This window comes from Halomonas organivorans (assembly GCF_014192055.1).
Classification (GTDB): Bacteria; Pseudomonadota; Gammaproteobacteria; order Pseudomonadales; family Halomonadaceae; genus Halomonas; species Halomonas organivorans.
This window is the reverse complement of sequence record NZ_JACHXM010000003.1, coordinates 189,136-205,205: the sequence shown is the minus strand read 5'-3', so window position 1 is coordinate 205,205 and position 16,070 is coordinate 189,136. Positions and strand designations below refer to the sequence as shown.

Genomic DNA, 16,070 nt, shown 5'->3' with positions numbered 1-16,070 from the left:
GGCTGCCAGGCGGTACATCCAGACCTGGATGCAGGCCGCCGAGGCTGAGCCTAAGCCGCATCGCCAAGAGAACGCTGGAAGGAGGGCCGCCAACCGCACCTTATTGGCCCTCATCCGGCCTGACAGCTGGCGCATGCAGCACGACCACCGGACGCCCTGACCTGGAAGACATGCCCATGACCGACGCCATCATCCGCGACACTCTGGCCCATGCTGCCGCCCATGACGAGGATCATCCGATGTTCCTGCGCGGCCCGATCCTGGAGACGCTGCGCCATGGCATGGAGGAGTTCTTTCCGGGCCTGAAACCGTCAGGCGTCGATGAGGAGGGAAGGCCCATGTTCAACCTGGCCGACCTGGCCCAGGCGCTGGGTGCCAGCGAGGAGGACTTGCTGGCCCATGCCGAGAAGATGGACATAGCCGACCAGCTACGCACCACGCCACCCAAGCCGCTGCACTGACCCTTGCCCGAACCTTGCCCACTATCGGCCCCGTCGCTTGCCGGGGCCGATTTGGTTGCTGCTGATCAGAACAGAGAAAGAACAAGGCCGTTGGCCGCTTGTCCCACGCCTTCCTCAAAGACCATGAAACCCGCGAAAGGGGGCATTACAGGCTCCTGCTGAGGTACTGATGCAAGCTTCTTTCGAGCTCGCCAGTGCTGACGCAGTTATCAAGCCGGAGCTGTACGGGCATACCGTTCCAGTTATCTCGCAGCATTGCTGTTCCGTGTCCAAAAACGTTGGGCTGGACGGTGGTGCCGGCACTTGTTTCTCGGACTAGAACATTGATATTGGCCACTACATTCTGGTTGAGCAGGATGTGCATCGCACCTGGATTAACGGTGCCGCAGTCAATCTGCGAGTAGTTTGCCCCAAGTGTGTATTCGGAGCCGATGATTCCAGAATCTTTCTCGATATTTTTGATTGGGATGTTGTTGACGGCGAACCAGTCAACGGCACCTTCCCAAACGCTATCAAAGTCAGCGCTGTAGGCTTCCGTTTGGTTCCCCGTGGACGTGTTGGGTGGCATCACTGAGGGGCCCGCACACCCCGCAAGAGTGAGTGATGCGGCCGCGGCAAGAATGATCTTCTTCATTTTGGTTCCCTACGATCCTGTTTGCTCTATTCCACCAGTCTCTATGCTGGCCACCCAGATGGTGCCCGACCGAGTTTTGTTGTTCTACCCCGTACCACCCCGTACCACCCCGTTGCCTGACATCGGTCATGGTTCACGTCGCGGTGTTTGGCGGAGATGTGGTCCGCATCGGAGTATTTGAAAACAATGGTTTATGGGTATAAACTCCAAATAACCAACAATATACCCAACAAAAATGCGATTCCATCCACCGAGGTGATACGTCATGAGCCAAGGGAAGCGAGGCGGCCGTCCAGCCGGAGCCCGCAACATTCGCCCCGGCAAAGCGGCCATCGCCAGCTATTACCAGCTCCTGCAGCAAGCCGCTGAACGTGGCGACGTAAATGCCGCCGGCTGGCTGGTTTTCATCAGCGAGCAGACCCCTCAACCACACCGCCCTGGAGGGCAACCAGCATGATCAACACCATGAGTCTTGAGGCCGTCGAGCAGCGCCTGGCCGAGGTCACCGAGGAGCAACGTGCCTTCGATGCCCGGGATCTCGATGCCGAGCTGGGTAGGGTCATCGCCGATGGCGGCGACGTTGATGCAGTCGAGGACGCGCACCTGGAGGCCGAGCGCCAGGCGCGGAGACTGCGAGTGGAGCGACAGGCGCTCGAGGCTCGGCTGCCGATCGCCAGGGCCGAGGACGCCCAGACCAAGCTCAAGGGCGTGGTGGATGAACATTCCGCTTTGGCAGAGCAAGCAGAAGAGGCCGCGGCAGCCATTGACGAGGCCTGGAAAACGCTTGCCAGCCACCTGGATCGCTATGCCGAGATCCGGGAGCAGGCACAAGCGGTACATGCCGGCGCGCTCAAGATCATCGACAAGTCTGGCGCCAAGGACGCCATCGAGGTTCCGAATGTGGGGGCCTTCACCTCCCGCCGCGTGTGTAGCGTTGGGAAGGGCATGTTCGAGCGGGCCGAAGTCGTCATGCACCAGGGAGAGAACGGTTTTCCAGTGGGGCCGGGGCACGCCAAGAGCTATCCCTTGGATTGAGGTGATGTATGGACGGTGATCTCGGCGGGATTCATTTCACGGTAGATGCGCAGACTGAAGCGCTTCTCGAGGCTGAACGGGATGTGTCCCGCTCCTCAAAGCGTATGGAGCGCCGGCTGGATGACGTGAAGGATGAGAGCGATCGCGTCTCCCGCTCTTTCTCTAAGCTCAGGCCTATTGCCGCTAGCGTGAAGTCCGTGGCCATAGCCGGCACGGCGGCGTTCACAGGGCTCTCGGCGGCGATGCTGGTATTAACCCAGCGCGCTGCGCAGTCGGCCCAGGAGCTGACCAGCCAGGCCCGTCAGGCCGGCGTGTCAGTCGAGGCCTATCAGCAGTTGGCCTACGCGGCCAAGAGCGTGAATGTCCAGCAGGAGAGGCTCGCCGACATCTTCCGTGACAGTCAGGACCGCGTGGGCGATTTCCTGGCAACAGGAGGCGGAGAGCTCGCCGACTACTTCGAGAACATCGCTCCACTGGTCGGGCAGACGGCGGAGGAGTTTCGCAATCTCTCCGGCCCCCAAGTGCTCATCAAGCTTCAGCAAGGCATGGACGCGGCCAATCTCTCGATGGAGGAGCAGGTCTTCTATCTCGAGAGCGTGGCCGATGAAGCATCGCGCCTCCAGCCGCTCCTGACCAACAACGCTCGAGCGCTTCGGGACATGGCCAAGGAGGCGCGTGACCTCAATGCCGTGCTTTCTCAGTCGGAGGTTGAGCGCCTGAGAGAGCTAGCCCAGGGATTCAACCAGCTTGGCCAGCAGATCCGTACCGAGACTAGTCGCGCCGTCCTGCAGTTCGACAGCCTGATCAAGGAATCTCTGGAGACTACCAGCGAGGGGCTGGCTGCGCTGGCTCGCGGCTTCAACATCTTCATGGACTCCTTCCGTGATAACGAGGCCAAGCGCTCGCTTGCCGGCATCAATGCCGAGCTTGAGCGCCTTTTCGATGACAAGGCCAGGCTCGAGGCGCGTATCGACCTGTTCGGGGAGAACTCGCCTCAGGCCCAGGATGCTGTACAGGCCCTGCAGGAGCTGCAGGAGGAATATGGGCGCCTTATCGACCGGAAGAAGGAGTTGCTGAATCTGGATACCGGGGTCACTGTGCCTGACACCCTAGACTTGGACCCGCTTACGCCGCCCAAGACCCGACTGCCTGGATTGGGGGCCCCTCTGGAAGATGAAAAGGAAAGCGTAGACGAGCTCGGCCGTGCCTACCGCGGCTTGCGCGACGATCTACGCCCTCTCGAAGCCTCCCAGCGGCAGTACATGCAGGACAAGCTGACCCTGATCAGCTACGCCGTCCGCGAGGGTATGGCGGCCACCGAGCTGGGGGCGCTGCTCAACGACCTGGAAGAGAGCTACCGCAGCAGCCAGAGCGCCGCCGAGGCGTACGGCCTGAACGGCGAGAAGGCCATGGACAAGGTCAACGACGCGGCCCGGGATCTCGGTTTCACCTTCCAATCTGCGTTCGAGGACGCTGTTATCGAGGGCGAGGATCTGCGCAGCGTGCTTCAGGGCATCGCCAAGGACATCGCGCGCATCACTCTTCGCCGCAACGTCACTGAGCCTCTGGGTAATGCCATTGGCGGCTTCGACTGGGGCGGCATGATCAGCGGTCTCTTCGGCTGGCCCTCGGCCGGAACCTCCTTCGGTTCAAGCTCCGGCGTCTCGGGCATGGCGATTGATTCAGCCCTATCTGTGGCAGGCGGCGGGAGCTGGGCCAACGGCGGCTACACCGGCGACGGCAGCAAGCACGACGTGGCGGGCATCGTCCACCGCGGCGAGTTCGTCATGCCCAAGGCGGTCGTCGATCAGCCCGGCATGCTGCCGATGCTCGAGCAGCTCAAGAACACCCGCGGTTATCTGAAAGGCGGTCGCGTTGGCGGGGGCTCATCGGCCGCGGGCTCCGCGCTAGGGGGTGTTGAGGTTCACATCCACAACGAGGGGGGTGAGCCGATGCAGGTGGGGCGCCGAGAGGATCGACAAGGGGGTGATGGCCGCCGAGAGCTTCATTTGTGGGTGCAGAAGGTTGTCGATCAACGCATGAGGAAGAACTTTCAAGACGGGTCCATGGACCGGCAGATGAAGAGCCTGTATGGGGTTCAGAGGTGACGCAGAAGCGCCACCCCCACCACTTACTCGTCCAGATTTTCCTCGAGCGTGGCAACGGCCCGGCGAAGCATCGAAAGAGCCTCCTGCTTGGAGTGGCGCTGACGCTCGGAGAGTGAGTCAAGGTCGGGCACCCAGACGTCAATCTCGATGCATTGGAAATGTCCTTCAGGAGTGTCTTCATTCATCTGGAAGCGAGTAAGAACCTTGCCTGTGACTTCGTCCGCGCTGCCAAAGCTAATTTCCATGTCTGCCCCTCTTTGCGATGACTTGAAGGGCCAGCATACCAGCCAAAAATGACAGGAGGGCAACAATGCCAAGGTGGCCAGCAACTACGGACTGCGGCGTACCATCTCTGGCCGCTGATCCAACCGCGCTTTCGGGTGCAAACTAACTGATAGAGGAAATCGACATGTTCGGCAATCAACTACTTCCGGCCTTCCAGGGCAACGTAGCTGCACCCGAGTCCAGCGACAAGGACCCGGTTGAAGAGCTGGAGAATCAGAGTGGGAAGCTCTACCTGACCCTGTATGACGAGAAGGGAACCGTGGTCTTTAAGAAGAACGTCGGTGACCGCGACGGCGATACCTTTGAGCGTGGCGAGATCGTGAACGAACAAGGTGAGGTGCTGGGCAGCCTTGATGCTGAAGGCCTGGCCGCGATCCAGGCTGGCAGTGCCGACCTCAAGAAGCATGTCCGCTGGGGGCGCGAGGCTACTGTGGCGAATCGCCAGGCAGGCTTCTACGACACCATGCCAAGCCGCGACGCCCGAGGGGGCTCCAGTGATGACCTCGGCACCATGCCGTCCCGCTAAACAGAACAAGGAAAGAACAGGATGGCATTCAAGCCGGGGCAGTCAGGGAACCCGAAAGGGCGGCCAAGGGGCCGCCCGGATCGGCGCACAGCCTGGCGCAATGAGTTGGAGCCAAAGGGCAAGGCCTTGGTGACCAAAGCCGTGGAAATGGCGCTCTCCGGGGACGCCCAGGCCTTGCGCCTTTGTCTCGAACGTCTGACGCCGGCCTATAAGCCTCAGGCTGAGCCGGTGCGCTTCGAGCTGAAGGGCGAGACGCTCACCGAGAAGGCGGACAGCGTGCTGACTGCGATCGCTGCCGGCGACCTCGACCCAGCCACCGGGAAAGAGCTGATTGCCGCCATTGCCGGCCTGGTCAAGGTGCAGGAGGTTGATGAAATCGTTCGGCGCCTTGAGGCCCTAGAAGGAGAGAGAAATGCGGATCCTTGACCACAACCCTGACTTTCGGTGGGGAGAGCCCCTGCCGCGTCGCTATTTCGCTCGGGTCGAAGATGAGAGCGGTGCGACCATGGCTCGGGTCGGTGGCGATACTCCGGAAGAGGCACAGGAGCGGGCCCGGCGCATTGCGGCCACTCTTGGCCCCTCGACATCGACCCACCTAGAGCAATAAGGAGGTTCCAGATGGCGCGATCCAGGAATGCGGCTCGCCTCGATGTGCTTGAGGCTCGAGCTGGAGTCGGCCGGCAACGTCGGCCAGTGCCGGTCTATCAGCCCACTGCTTGCCCCCATGAGGCCGCCCGGCAATATCGAAGCATTCTCGATGGGGGCATCCAGGCAGGCCGGCTGCGCCCGGTTGGGCCCAGCGAGGCCGAGCGCGTCTATTGGGAGGTGATGGGGTGAGGGCATTGATCCTGCGCAGGCTGAAAGCCCTGGAGGAGAGAACCCCGGGCACCCTACCCATCGTCGACAAGGACGAGGTGGAGGCCTTCACGGCCCTCTTCGCCTATGGAGCTGAACGCCTGACTTGGGAGCGCTACGACAGCGACAATGCGCACCTTCCCGAGGAGGTGAAGAAGGCGACCTACCGGATAGCCTGGGAGATGTGCGGTGGATTGCCGGGGATGGAGGATCTGCAACTAGAGGTGCCTCCGTGGAACCGGGAAGCCAAGAAGTTCGTTGGGGGAGGAGAATCGTGATGAGACGTGACCTGCTGAACCGCCTGGAGGCTGTGGAGATTCAAGGCTGTGGAGATGACGCAAGTGTGCGTCACATCTTCCTGGTGCCGGGGTCGCGCGACCCTGAGCGGCAGTTGGTGGCCGGATACAGGACAGCTGGCACCGCGACGTATCGGCACGAGGGCGAGAGTTCGGAAGCCTGCTTGAAGCGGCATATTGCCGGGCTCGACATCAGTCGTGGTCGAGACGTGGTGAAGCTGCTTGGCGTGTACCCTGTAGAGGGAGGATAGGCAACAATGCCGAGTCGAGGTGGGCGCAATGTCCGGCGGAACATGGGCCGGCTGGTGAAGGAGGCTCGAGGTCGTGTCACCGAGCGGGCGATGACCGAGATCCTCATTACCGCCGAAGGGTATGCCGCCCGGTTGACGCCGATCGATACTGCGAACCTGATCAACAGCAGGTACCGCCAGGTCACCAACACGCTTACCGGCACCCGGGGCATCGTGGGCTACACGGCCGACTATGCTCTTTACGTCCACGAGGCGTCTGGCAAGCTCAAGGGACAGCCCCGCTCCTCGGTGCAGGCCTTCGGCACGTCGGACGGCCGCCAGGCCTTCGCGTCGAACGCGGGCAAGTTCTGGGACCCGCGAGGCGAGCCACGCTTCCTCGAGAAGGGGTTCGAGGAGGCTAAGCCCGAGATCCGTGGCATACTGCGCCGCAACTACAAGCTATGAGGAACAGGACATGGAAGCCTTGCTGATGCTCTTCGTCGCCGTGGTGGTCTACTTCCTGCCGCTGATCGTGGCCGTCATGCGGTCCAAGGAGAATGCGGTGGCCATCTCGATGCTGAATCTCTTCCTCGGCTGGACCTTCATCGGTTGGGTGGTCGCCCTGGTCTGGGCCTGCATGAACGACCAGGCACCCGCGAGGTAGCGGCCCGCTGCCGAGCTTCTGGCGAAAAGATGGGAATCCCCACCTTTTACCGGCACCACCCTGATACCGGGGAGTGCCTCCCCCAACGAGTGACCCTGTGACACTCTGCCCCAGCCGGCTAGCCTGACCGCCCTGATGCGACGATCATCGCACCGCCTGCCATGTTCGGTAATTGTGACTCGGCGTCACGTTTTCCGGTTTGAAACCGGGAAACCGCCAGCATCCCGCTCTTATCACCTGGCTGCCCGTTGCTACAGGGATAGCATCGAGGCGCCCGAAGGGTAGGAATCTGAGCCCGACCCAGCCACTATGAGAGCCTTCGCAGCGGAGGTGAAGAGTGCTCGCCGGAGGTATCTCCCCGTATCACGGAATAGCATTCTCTATGTGAGGTTCTTTGTTGGGTATGTGGTAAATTAATTAACAAGATATTGATTTATAAGAAATACGAGGGGACTCCCCCTCCGCCACAGAATCTTGAAGGGGAATCAACATTTTATGTTGATTCCCCTTCTTCGTCTGTACCAAGCGAGAAGCCTGCACGTTGGGGAAGTGCCTCATGATGCATGACGTGAGTTATCCCGCTTGGTGAAACATGCCGATGAATCCGATTTCCCCTGTTGCCCGGCCCCCCGTACCCCCGTATGGCCGGCTTCTCCATCCCGTGGGCAGTAGCGCTGGGTCATTTGGCCACAGCTTCCGCAGGTGATCCGGTAGCTGGCCCCATCGAGGCATCGAAGCTCGAAACTCGTCCAGTTTGGTCCTTTGGGCGAGCGGATCTCGGTTGCGCCACACGAGCACATCATCATCCAGTGGCCTAACGGGGAAGGCACCAGTTCGATTTCTTGCATTCATACGTCTCCATTTCGTGAGCCTCCTAGCATCCTGAAACGGGACCGACCTCGCTATACGTTATGTCTTAATTTGAATATGCAGATATTCTTAATGGCGTACGGTTCCTGCGCGCCCCGGTATGTAGCGATGTGAGGGTAGCGACGTGAGGGTGGCCGCGAGCTTCGGCCGTCATTCAGCCCCGGAGGCACTGAGTATCTTCGCCGTTTTCATCGATCTCCTACACGGCGTGCGGTCAATGCCGTGCGATGCTCTTCGGCAAGAAGAGCCATCATGGAAGGCGTGGCGATACACCCGAGCCATACCCCGAGACCGAGTCCATGGTCTATCGGGCGTTCGCTGCTCCAGGTCCATGCTGAGCGGACCTGTTCCCCTGCGGGGCCAGGCAACGGTGGCTCCCCCATCGCCAATCACGTTGTCTCGGCCTCGATCATTCCCTGTTTTGGCCCCCGCTCCGGGGGCATTTTTTGTCGCATGCCTAGCGTCGGGAGGTGGAGGGTTGGGAGCCAGCAACGGGATGCTCAGGCAGGTGACGGATCCATTCGAGGGCGTCGGGCTTGTGTCGCACCGAGAAGGCACGCACTTCCAGATGCTTGAAGAGCCGGTTCTCCAGCCGGGCCAGGTGGCGCACCCAGTGCTTGTCGCTGAGCACCGCCGCGCGGTAGTAACGATCGAGGTCGCCCACCTGGGTCAGGCCATAGCCCAGGTCACGCAGAAAGGCCGTGAAGGTCATCCAGCGCATCTCGTCGATTTCGGTGTAGAGGCTGATGCGGGGCTGAGTCTTCTTGACGGCTTCGATGGCATCGATGGCGACCTGGAGGTCCGGTGCGGTGACGCGGCCACTGACCTTCATGGCTACCACGTGGTCGGCGCCCGAGGGCAGGAGTTCGAGCATGGTGGGTCCTCCTCGATGCGGCGGTGATGCTTTCCTATAGCAGCATAGTCTCTCGGGCCATCGCGCATGGCGCGAGACGCCTACACTAAGCGACACGTCTAAGGAGAACGCCATGCAAGCGCGTATCAGCATGATCACACTGGGCGTTGCCGATCTCGAGCGGGCGGTGCGCTTCTATGCCGAGGGTCTGGGCTGGGAGCGAATGGAATCGCCGCCTGAAGTGGCCTTCTTTCCCCTCAATGGCACCTGGCTGGGGCTCTACGGGCGGGAGGCGCTGGCCGAGGATGCCGGCGTCAGCGCCAATGGCGAGGGTTTTCGCGGAGTGGCGCTGGCCCACAACGTGGCCAGTGAGGCTGAGGTGGACGACGTGCTGGCCCAGGCGGTGGCCGCGGGAGCCCGGCTGGTCAAGCCGGGCCAGGCAGTGTTCTGGGGCGGCTATTCCGGCTACTTCGCCGACCCCGACGGCCACCTCTGGGAGATCGCCTACAACCCCTTCATGTGGGTCGGCCCCGGCGTCGAGTGACGCCGGGGCGCGAGGGCGATTCAGTGCTGCGCCGGCTCTTCGCCCATCTCGTGCTCCAGGCGGCGGGCCACGTCGCCGGGCGAGCCGGTGCGACGTGCCAGCAGGTCGTAGGCCACCGGCACCACGAACAGCGTGAAGAAGGTTGCCGCGGCCACCCCGGTGAAGATCACGGTGCCGATCACCAGACGCGTCTCGGCGCCGGCGCCGCTGGAGAGGATCAGCGGTATCGAGCCGGCGATGGTGGTGGCCGAGGTCATCACGATGGGGCGCAGTCGCGTCATGGCCGCGCGCAGCAGGGCATCGCGGAAGGCCACGCCCTGGTCGCGCAGCTGATTGGCGAATTCCACGATCAGGATGCCGTTCTTGGCCGCCAGCCCCACCAGCATCACCAGGCCCACTTGGCTGTAGATGTTCAGTGACTGTCCCGTGAGCCATAGTCCGAGCAGGGCGCCGCCGATGGCCAGCGGCACGGTGAGCATGATCACCAGCGGATGGACGAAGCTTTCGAACTGGGCGGCCAGCACCAGGAACACCACCAGGGTGCCGAGGACCAGCAGGAAGGTGGTGGCGCCGCTCGACTCGCGATAGTCCCGGGCGGCGCCCTTGACGTCGGTCTGCACGCCCGGTGGCAGCACCTCGTCCACGGCGCTTTCCAGGTAGTCGAGGGCCTCGCCCATGGAGTAGCCGTCGGCCAGGTCCGCCTGGACGGTGATTGCCCGCAGGCGATTGTAGCGGTTGAGCTGGCTGGGCCCGGCGTAGGTCTCGATCTCGACCAGGCTCGACAGCGGGATCAGCTCGCCGGTACGCGCCGAACGCACGCGCACGCTCTCCAGGGCGCTCGGCGTCGGGGTAGCGCCGCGCTCGCCCTCGAGGATGACGTCGTACTCCTCGCCCTGGTCGGTGAAGCGGGTCACGGTGCGCCCGCCGAGCAGGGTTTCAAGGGTACTGCCGATCTCGCTGACGGTGACGCCGAGGTCCGCCGCCCGGGTGTAGTCGATGTCGACGCTGAGCTGAGGCTGGTTCTCCTCGTAGTCGCTCTCCAGGTTGATCAACTGCGGGTTGGTGCGGCGAATATGCTCCAGCAGGGCATCGCGCCAGGTCGCCAGCTGCTCGTAGCTGCCGCCGCCGAGCACGAACTGCACGCCTTGCTCGAAGCCGCCGCCGAAGCCCTGGCTCATGATCGGGAAGGCGCGGATGCCGGGCAGCTCGGCCAGCGTCTGGCGCACCTCGTTCATGATCGGCCAGGCGGGCCGTCGCTCGGCCCAATCGGAGAGACCGACGATGGCGAAACCGGAGTTGAAGTTCTCGACGCTGCCGCGTCCCCGCGGCGAGATGATCAGCACTCGCTCGACCTCGCCGTCCTCGCGCAGGGGCAGCAGCCGTGCCTCGACCTCGTCCATGTAGTCTTCCATGTAGGAGAAGGTGGCACCGGGCGGGCCGTTGATCAGCACGAAGAAGGTGCCGCGGTCTTCACGCGGGGTGTATTCCGCCGGCAGCTGAGGGTAGAGCCAGGCGATGGATGCGAGCAGGGCGATGAAGACCGCCACCACCAGCCAGCGCAGGGCGAGCACCGCCTCCAGGCAGCGGCGATAGAGGCTCTGGGCCCAGTGCAGGCCGCCATCGACCCAGTGGGCCAGCCGGCCCTCGTGCATGCCCGGCGAGAGGATCTTGGACGCCATCATCGGCGTCAGCGTCAGCGCCAGCAGCGTGGAGATGGCCACCGCCGCCGAGAGCGTCAGCGCGAATTCGGTGAACAGCTTGCCCACGTCGCCCTGGATGAAGCTCAGCGGCACGAACACCGCAATCAGCACCAGGCTGGTGGCGATCACCGCGAAGGCCAACTGTCGGGCGCCTCGGTAGGCGGCCACCAGCGGTGTCTCGCCATACAGGTGCATGCGCCGGTGGATGTTCTCGAGCACCACGATGGCGTCGTCCACCACCAGGCCGATGGCCAGCACCAGCGCCAGCAGTGTCAGCAGGTTGATGGTGAAGCCCATGGCGGCCAGCGCGGCGAAGGTGCCGATCAGCGTCACCGGCACCGTGACCGCCGGCACCAGGGTGCTGCGCAGGTTGCCGAGGAACACGAAGATCGCCACCACCACCAGGCCGATGGCGATCAGCAGGGTGGCGACCACCTGGCGGATGGCGTCGGAGACGAAAGTGGAGGCATCGTAGTTGAGCGACAGGTGCATGCCGTCGGGCAGCCGCGGCGCCACGCGCGCCATTTCCGCCTGTACGGCCTGGGAGAGTGCCATGACGTTGGCGGTGGATTGCTTGACCATGCCCAGGCCCACCACCGTCTCGCCGTTGCCGCGGAACAGCGAACGCTCCTCGACGGTGCCCAGTTCGACGCGGGCCACGTCGGCCAGGCGCACCAGGTAGCCGCCATCGCCGCGGTCGAGCACCAGCTCACGAAAGTCCTGCGGGGTGGCGAAGCTGCGCGGCAGGCGCACGATGAACTGTCGATCGGCGGATTCCACGGCGCCGCCGGGCAGCTCGACGTTCTCCTCGCGCAGGGCGTCCTCGACGTCGCTGACCGCGAGCCCCCTGGCGGCGAGGGCGTCGCTGTCGAGCCACACGCGCATGGCGTATTCCCGGCCGCCGCCGACGAACACCCCGGAGACGCCCTGCTGCACCGAGAAGCCGTCGACCAGGTAGCGTTCGGCATAGTCGGTCAGTTCGGCGGTGGTGTAGCCCTCGCCGGAGAGCATCAGCCACATCACCACCTCGGAGCTGGTGTCCTCCTTGCGCACCTCGGGCGGGTCGGCCTCCTCTGGCAGGTTGTCCGCCGCCCCGGAGATGCGGTCGCGCACATCGTTGGCGGCAGCATCGATGTCGGTGTCGAGGCCGAACTCGATGTTGATGTTGGAGTCGCCGTCGCTGCTGGTGGAGGAGATCACCTCGATACCGGCGATGCCGGCGATGCGTTCCTCGAGCACCTGGGTGATGCGGGTCTCCACCACCTCGGCGTTGGCCCCCGGATAGGAGGTGCGGATGCTGACCACGGGCGGATCGATGGTGGGATATTCCTGCAGCGGCAGGCGAGTCAGCGCCAGCAGGCCGAAGGCGACGATCAGCGCCGCCATGACGATGGCCAGAACCGGGCGCTGGACGGAGACGTCGGACAGTCGCATCAGGCGTCATCTCCCTGGCGGTTGGCCCGCAGGATCTCGCTGACGCTGGTGGAGTCGTCTTCGATGCCGATCAGTCGCACTCGCGAGGCGGCATGCAGGCGGTCGGCGCCGTGGCTGACCACCAGTTCGCCCGCCGTCAGGCCCTCGGTGACTTCCACTTCGCCCCGGCGACGCTCGCCGACGCTGATGTCGCGGCGCTCCACCGAGCCGTCCTCCCGCGAGGTGATCACCCACACCCGCTGGCGCTGCCCCTCCGGGACCACCGCGGACTCCGGGATCACCAGGGCCTGGCGAGGACGACGGGCGATGGTGACCCGCATCAGCATGCCGGGACGCAGCCGCTGGTCCGGATTGTCGATCAGGGCCCGCACCGCGATGCTGCGGCTGACCGGATCGACTCGCGAATCGATGGTGCCGACATCGCCTTCGAAGACCCGGTCGGGATAGGCGGCGGTGGTCGCGGTCACGGCGAGCCCCTCGGTCAGCGAGCCGAGCTGGACCTCGGGAATCTCGAAGTCGAGCTTCATGCGCGAGACGTCGTCCAGGGTGACCAGCTCGGTGCCGGGCGTGACCAGGGTTCCGACACTGATATCGCGGACCCCGACCACGCCGTCGAAGGGCGCCTTGACCCGGTAGTTCTCGAGCCGCGCCCGCAGGCCCTGGAGGGTGGCGTCGACCTGCTGCAGCTGCGCGCGGCTGTCCTCGACGTCGGCGCGAGGCGCCAGGTTGCGGCTTTGCAGCTGGGAGAGGCGGTCGACGGCGTTCTGGCGTTCGACGCGCAACGCCTGGGCCTCGCGCAGCGCGGCCTGCTCCTCGGCATCGGACAGCTCGACCAGCACTTCGCCCCGCTTGACCCGCTCGCCGCCCTCGAAGTTGATCGCCGATACCGTGTCGGTAACCGTGGCCGAGAGCGTCACGCTCTCGTTGGCGGCCAGGGTGCCCAGCGATTCCAGCGGATCGGACCAGGCCTTGCGGCTGACCTCGGCGCCGATCACCGGCGTCGGCGGCATGTCGGCGGGCTGTTGGGCCAGGGTCGCTGATGACAGGGTGACCAGCAGGGGGATGAGGGCGAGCGGGCCTAACCGTTGCAGTGAGGCTCGCAACGAAGCGAATGCGTGGATCATGAGCGTGTGTCCAGAAGGAGGTCTTTACCCTCGGTAACATGGGTGTCGACGAGTAGCGACAGCATGCCTCAAGCCGGCGGGTCAGGGTGTCACAAAACCGGGGGTTGCACATTGTTTTCGCAACTCGTTCGCCGTTTTGCGACCGCTCGTTGCCGATGACGCTTCCGCGGAGGATTGCCGGAGCCGGCTTTGCTAAGATGTCGCCCTTTTCCACCCGCCTGGCTCAGGGTGTCGGCGGGTCATCGCGAGAGAGGCAAGCATGAGCTACGACGTGGTCGTCATTGGCGCAGGGGCCGCCGGACTGATGTGCGCGCTGACCGCCGGCTATGCCGGGCGCTCGGTGCTAGTGATCGATCATGCCAACAGGCCCGGCAAGAAGATCCTGATGTCCGGGGGCGGGCGCTGCAATTTCACCAACCTGGCCGCCACGCCGGCCAACTTCTTCTCGGGCAACCCGCACTTTTGCATCTCGGCGCTGAAGCGCTATCGGCCGGAGCATTTCGTCGAACTGGTCGAGCGCCATGGGCTGGAGTATGTGGAAAAGGCGCCGGGCCAGCTGTTCTGCGCGGAATCGGCCAAGGACCTGCTGGCCGTGCTGCTCACCGAGTGCGACTGGGCAGGCGTCGAGCTGCGGATGAAGACGACCGTCGAAAGCCTCGAGCGCCGCGGAGAGGGCATGCGGATCGAGACGTCAGGCGGGCGCATCGACGCCGGGGCGGTGGTGATCGCGACCGGCGGGCTGTCGGTGCCCACCATGGGGGCGAGTGGCTTCGGCTATGACATCGCCCGCCAGTTCGGCCTCGAGGTGACCGACACCCGGGCCGCACTGGTGCCCTTCACCCTGACCTCGGCCTGGAAGTCGCGGGCCGCGGAGCTGTCAGGCGTGTCCACGGAGGTGGTGGCGCGCTGTCGAACCGGCGAGTATCGCGAGCCGATCCTTTTCACCCACCGTGGCCTGTCGGGGCCGGCGATGCTGCAGATCTCCAGCCATTGGCAACCGGGCGACGAACTCGCCATCGACCTGCTGCCCGGCGAATCGGCCTTCGAGGCCCTGGCGGCGGCCCGTCGGGACACGCCCAAGCGGCGCCTGTCCACCTGGCTCGGCGAGCGGCTGCCGCGCCGCCTGGCCCAGTCGCTGGTCGAGTGGCACGGCGGCGACGGCCCGCTGGCCGAGCGCTCCAACGCCGAGTTGGAGGCCTGGGCCGCCCACCTCAACGACTGGCGGCTCAAGCCCGCCGGCACCGAGGGCTGGCGCACCGCCGAGGTCACCATGGGCGGCGTGGACACTCGGGCCCTGTCGTCGAAGACCTTCGAGGTCAACGGCCTGCCCCAGCTGCGCTTCATTGGCGAGGTGCTGGACGTCACCGGCGAGCTCGGCGGCTACAACTTCCAGTGGGCCTGGGCCTCCGGGGTGGCCTGCGGGTTGGCCCTGTAGGTCGCGCCTATACTGGGGGCGGCAATCCCCGGAGGAGGCGTCCATGCCCAAGCCATTGAGAGAACGTCGGCTGCGCCGTGTCGTGGGCAAGGTCGGTCTGACCATGCTGGAAGAGGCCCGACTGGCCTGGCCACGCATCGACGATCCGCGGGATAGCGAGGGCCTGCATGACTTTCGTGTCGCCCTGCGCCGATTGCGCTCCTGGCTGAGGGCCTATCGTGACGACCCGGGCATCGAGGTGCCCAAGTCGCAGCATCGTCGGCTGCGCGACCTGGCCCGCGCCACCAATGATGCGCGCGACGGCGAGGTGATGCTGGCCTGGCTCGAAGCCGAGCGGCCGGTGCTGGGTAACGCCGAGCGCGGCGCCATCGACTGGTGGTGCCCGCGGCTGGCGGCTCAGGTCGAGAGCGATTATGCCGCGGCCCGGCGGGTGTTGGGGGCCAACTTTCCTGCGCTCGAGCGTGGTCTTGGCGAGACGCTCGCCCGGCTGGCCGAGAAAGGAGGCCGCGGGCCGCGTTTCGGCGAAGCGACGGCCCGTGAGCTGGCCATCCTGCACGATGCGTTGAACGAGGAGATCGCCGCCATCGGCTCCCCCGAGGAGCGTGAGTCGCTGCATCGCCCGCGCATCACTGGGAAGCGCATCCGTTACCTGCTTCGGCCGTGGCAGCAGGAGGGTGAGGTGTTCGCGGAGGCGGAAAGGGCCATGAAGACCTTTCAGGACGCCTTCGGCGTGCTGCATGACGACCTGGTGCGTGAGCCCGCTCTCGAGGCGGCCGCCGCCGCCCATGCCGATGAAGAGGTGCGCGACCGGCTGGCGCGCGCCGCCGAGGGCAAAGAGGCCCGAGCCGTCGCGCCGCGTCATCTGAGGGGATTCCTGGCGCTGGCGCGGATCCAGCGCCAGCGCAGGCTCGCCCACTACGACATCGCCCGTGAGACGGCGCTTTCGTCGGGCCCGGGGGCAACGCTGTCGGCACGGTTGGAGGCGACCATCACAGCCATGCGCGGTGGCTGAGTGA

17 protein-coding genes are annotated in these 16,070 nt (G+C 64.6%); 12 read left to right on the top strand and 5 right to left on the bottom strand.

The features are described 5' to 3' along the window. Positions 1-176 precede the first annotated feature (176 nt). Positions 177-461, top strand: a complete 285-nt coding sequence (locus FHR96_RS05310; protein WP_183386630.1) for a hypothetical protein — start codon at positions 177-179, stop codon at positions 459-461. Positions 462-606: 145 nt separating this feature from the next. On the opposite strand, the gene FHR96_RS05305 is transcribed toward FHR96_RS05310, so the two are convergent. Further along, positions 607-1,095, bottom strand: coding sequence for a hypothetical protein (locus FHR96_RS05305; protein ID WP_183386629.1), 489 nt, complete (start codon positions 1,093-1,095; stop codon positions 607-609). Positions 1,096-1,548: 453 nt separating this feature from the next. On the opposite strand from FHR96_RS05305, the gene FHR96_RS05300 reads away from it, so the two are divergent. Both FHR96_RS05300 and FHR96_RS05295 read left to right on the top strand, forming a co-directional pair. After that, positions 1,549-2,130 (top strand): hypothetical protein, encoded by a 582-nt coding sequence (locus FHR96_RS05300; RefSeq protein ID WP_183386628.1) that lies wholly within the window; start codon positions 1,549-1,551, stop codon positions 2,128-2,130. 8 nt (positions 2,131-2,138) lie between these two features. Beyond that, positions 2,139-4,238, top strand: coding sequence for a hypothetical protein (locus FHR96_RS05295; RefSeq protein ID WP_183386627.1), 2,100 nt, complete (start codon positions 2,139-2,141; stop codon positions 4,236-4,238). A 23-nt stretch (positions 4,239-4,261) separates the two neighbouring features. On the opposite strand, the gene FHR96_RS05290 is transcribed toward FHR96_RS05295, so the two are convergent. Further along, positions 4,262-4,483, bottom strand: a complete 222-nt coding sequence (locus FHR96_RS05290) for a hypothetical protein (RefSeq protein WP_183386626.1) — start codon at positions 4,481-4,483, stop codon at positions 4,262-4,264. A gap of 164 nt (positions 4,484-4,647) precedes the next feature. Between FHR96_RS05290 and FHR96_RS05285 the strand changes: the two genes are divergently transcribed. The 6 genes from FHR96_RS05285 (at position 4,648) to FHR96_RS05260 (ending at position 7,094) form a co-directional block, all read left to right on the top strand. Then, positions 4,648-5,049 carry a hypothetical protein gene (locus tag FHR96_RS05285; protein WP_183386625.1) on the top strand — a complete coding sequence of 134 codons (402 nt, stop codon included), beginning with the start codon at positions 4,648-4,650 and terminating at the stop codon, positions 5,047-5,049. A 21-nt stretch (positions 5,050-5,070) separates the two neighbouring features. Next, the gene (locus tag FHR96_RS05280) at positions 5,071-5,475 is read left to right on the top strand and encodes a DUF5681 domain-containing protein (RefSeq protein WP_183386624.1); all 405 of its coding nucleotides are present in this window, start codon (positions 5,071-5,073) and stop codon (positions 5,473-5,475) included. A gap of 407 nt (positions 5,476-5,882) precedes the next feature. Then, a complete protein-coding gene (locus tag FHR96_RS05275) occupies positions 5,883-6,182 on the top strand; it encodes a hypothetical protein (RefSeq protein WP_183386623.1) in 300 nt (99 codons plus the stop codon). Next, the gene (locus tag FHR96_RS05270; RefSeq protein WP_183386622.1) at positions 6,182-6,451 is read left to right on the top strand and encodes a hypothetical protein; all 270 of its coding nucleotides are present in this window, start codon (positions 6,182-6,184) and stop codon (positions 6,449-6,451) included. Before FHR96_RS05275 ends, FHR96_RS05270 begins: the two co-directional genes overlap by 1 nt. 6 nt (positions 6,452-6,457) lie before the next feature. Further along, entirely contained in the window at positions 6,458-6,895 is a 438-nt protein-coding gene (locus FHR96_RS05265) for a hypothetical protein (protein ID WP_183386621.1), read from the top strand. A gap of 10 nt (positions 6,896-6,905) precedes the next feature. Further along, positions 6,906-7,094 carry a superinfection immunity protein gene (locus FHR96_RS05260; RefSeq protein ID WP_183386620.1) on the top strand — a complete coding sequence of 63 codons (189 nt, stop codon included), beginning with the start codon at positions 6,906-6,908 and terminating at the stop codon, positions 7,092-7,094. 1,327 nt (positions 7,095-8,421) lie between these two features. Here the strand turns inward: FHR96_RS05260 and FHR96_RS05255 are convergent. Beyond that, the gene (locus tag FHR96_RS05255; protein WP_183386619.1) at positions 8,422-8,838 is read right to left on the bottom strand and encodes a SpoIIAA family protein; all 417 of its coding nucleotides are present in this window, start codon (positions 8,836-8,838) and stop codon (positions 8,422-8,424) included. A 112-nt stretch (positions 8,839-8,950) separates the two neighbouring features. Between FHR96_RS05255 and FHR96_RS05250 the strand changes: the two genes are divergently transcribed. Next, positions 8,951-9,361 (top strand): VOC family protein, encoded by a 411-nt coding sequence (locus FHR96_RS05250; RefSeq protein WP_183386618.1) that lies wholly within the window; start codon positions 8,951-8,953, stop codon positions 9,359-9,361. Positions 9,362-9,381: 20 nt separating this feature from the next. On the opposite strand, the gene FHR96_RS05245 is transcribed toward FHR96_RS05250, so the two are convergent. Continuing rightward, positions 9,382-12,495 carry an efflux RND transporter permease subunit gene (locus tag FHR96_RS05245; RefSeq protein ID WP_183386617.1) on the bottom strand — a complete coding sequence of 1,038 codons (3,114 nt, stop codon included), beginning with the start codon at positions 12,493-12,495 and terminating at the stop codon, positions 9,382-9,384. Further along, positions 12,495-13,619 carry an efflux RND transporter periplasmic adaptor subunit gene (locus FHR96_RS05240; protein ID WP_183386616.1) on the bottom strand — a complete coding sequence of 375 codons (1,125 nt, stop codon included), beginning with the start codon at positions 13,617-13,619 and terminating at the stop codon, positions 12,495-12,497. The genes FHR96_RS05245 and FHR96_RS05240 overlap by 1 nt, the downstream gene beginning before the upstream one ends. 259 nt (positions 13,620-13,878) lie before the next feature. On the opposite strand from FHR96_RS05240, the gene FHR96_RS05235 reads away from it, so the two are divergent. Beyond that, positions 13,879-15,054, top strand: coding sequence for a BaiN/RdsA family NAD(P)/FAD-dependent oxidoreductase (locus tag FHR96_RS05235; protein WP_183386615.1), 1,176 nt, complete (start codon positions 13,879-13,881; stop codon positions 15,052-15,054). A gap of 43 nt (positions 15,055-15,097) precedes the next feature. After that, positions 15,098-16,066, top strand: a complete 969-nt coding sequence (locus tag FHR96_RS05230) for a CHAD domain-containing protein (RefSeq protein ID WP_183386614.1) — start codon at positions 15,098-15,100, stop codon at positions 16,064-16,066. The last annotated feature ends 4 nt before the right edge of the window (positions 16,067-16,070 follow it).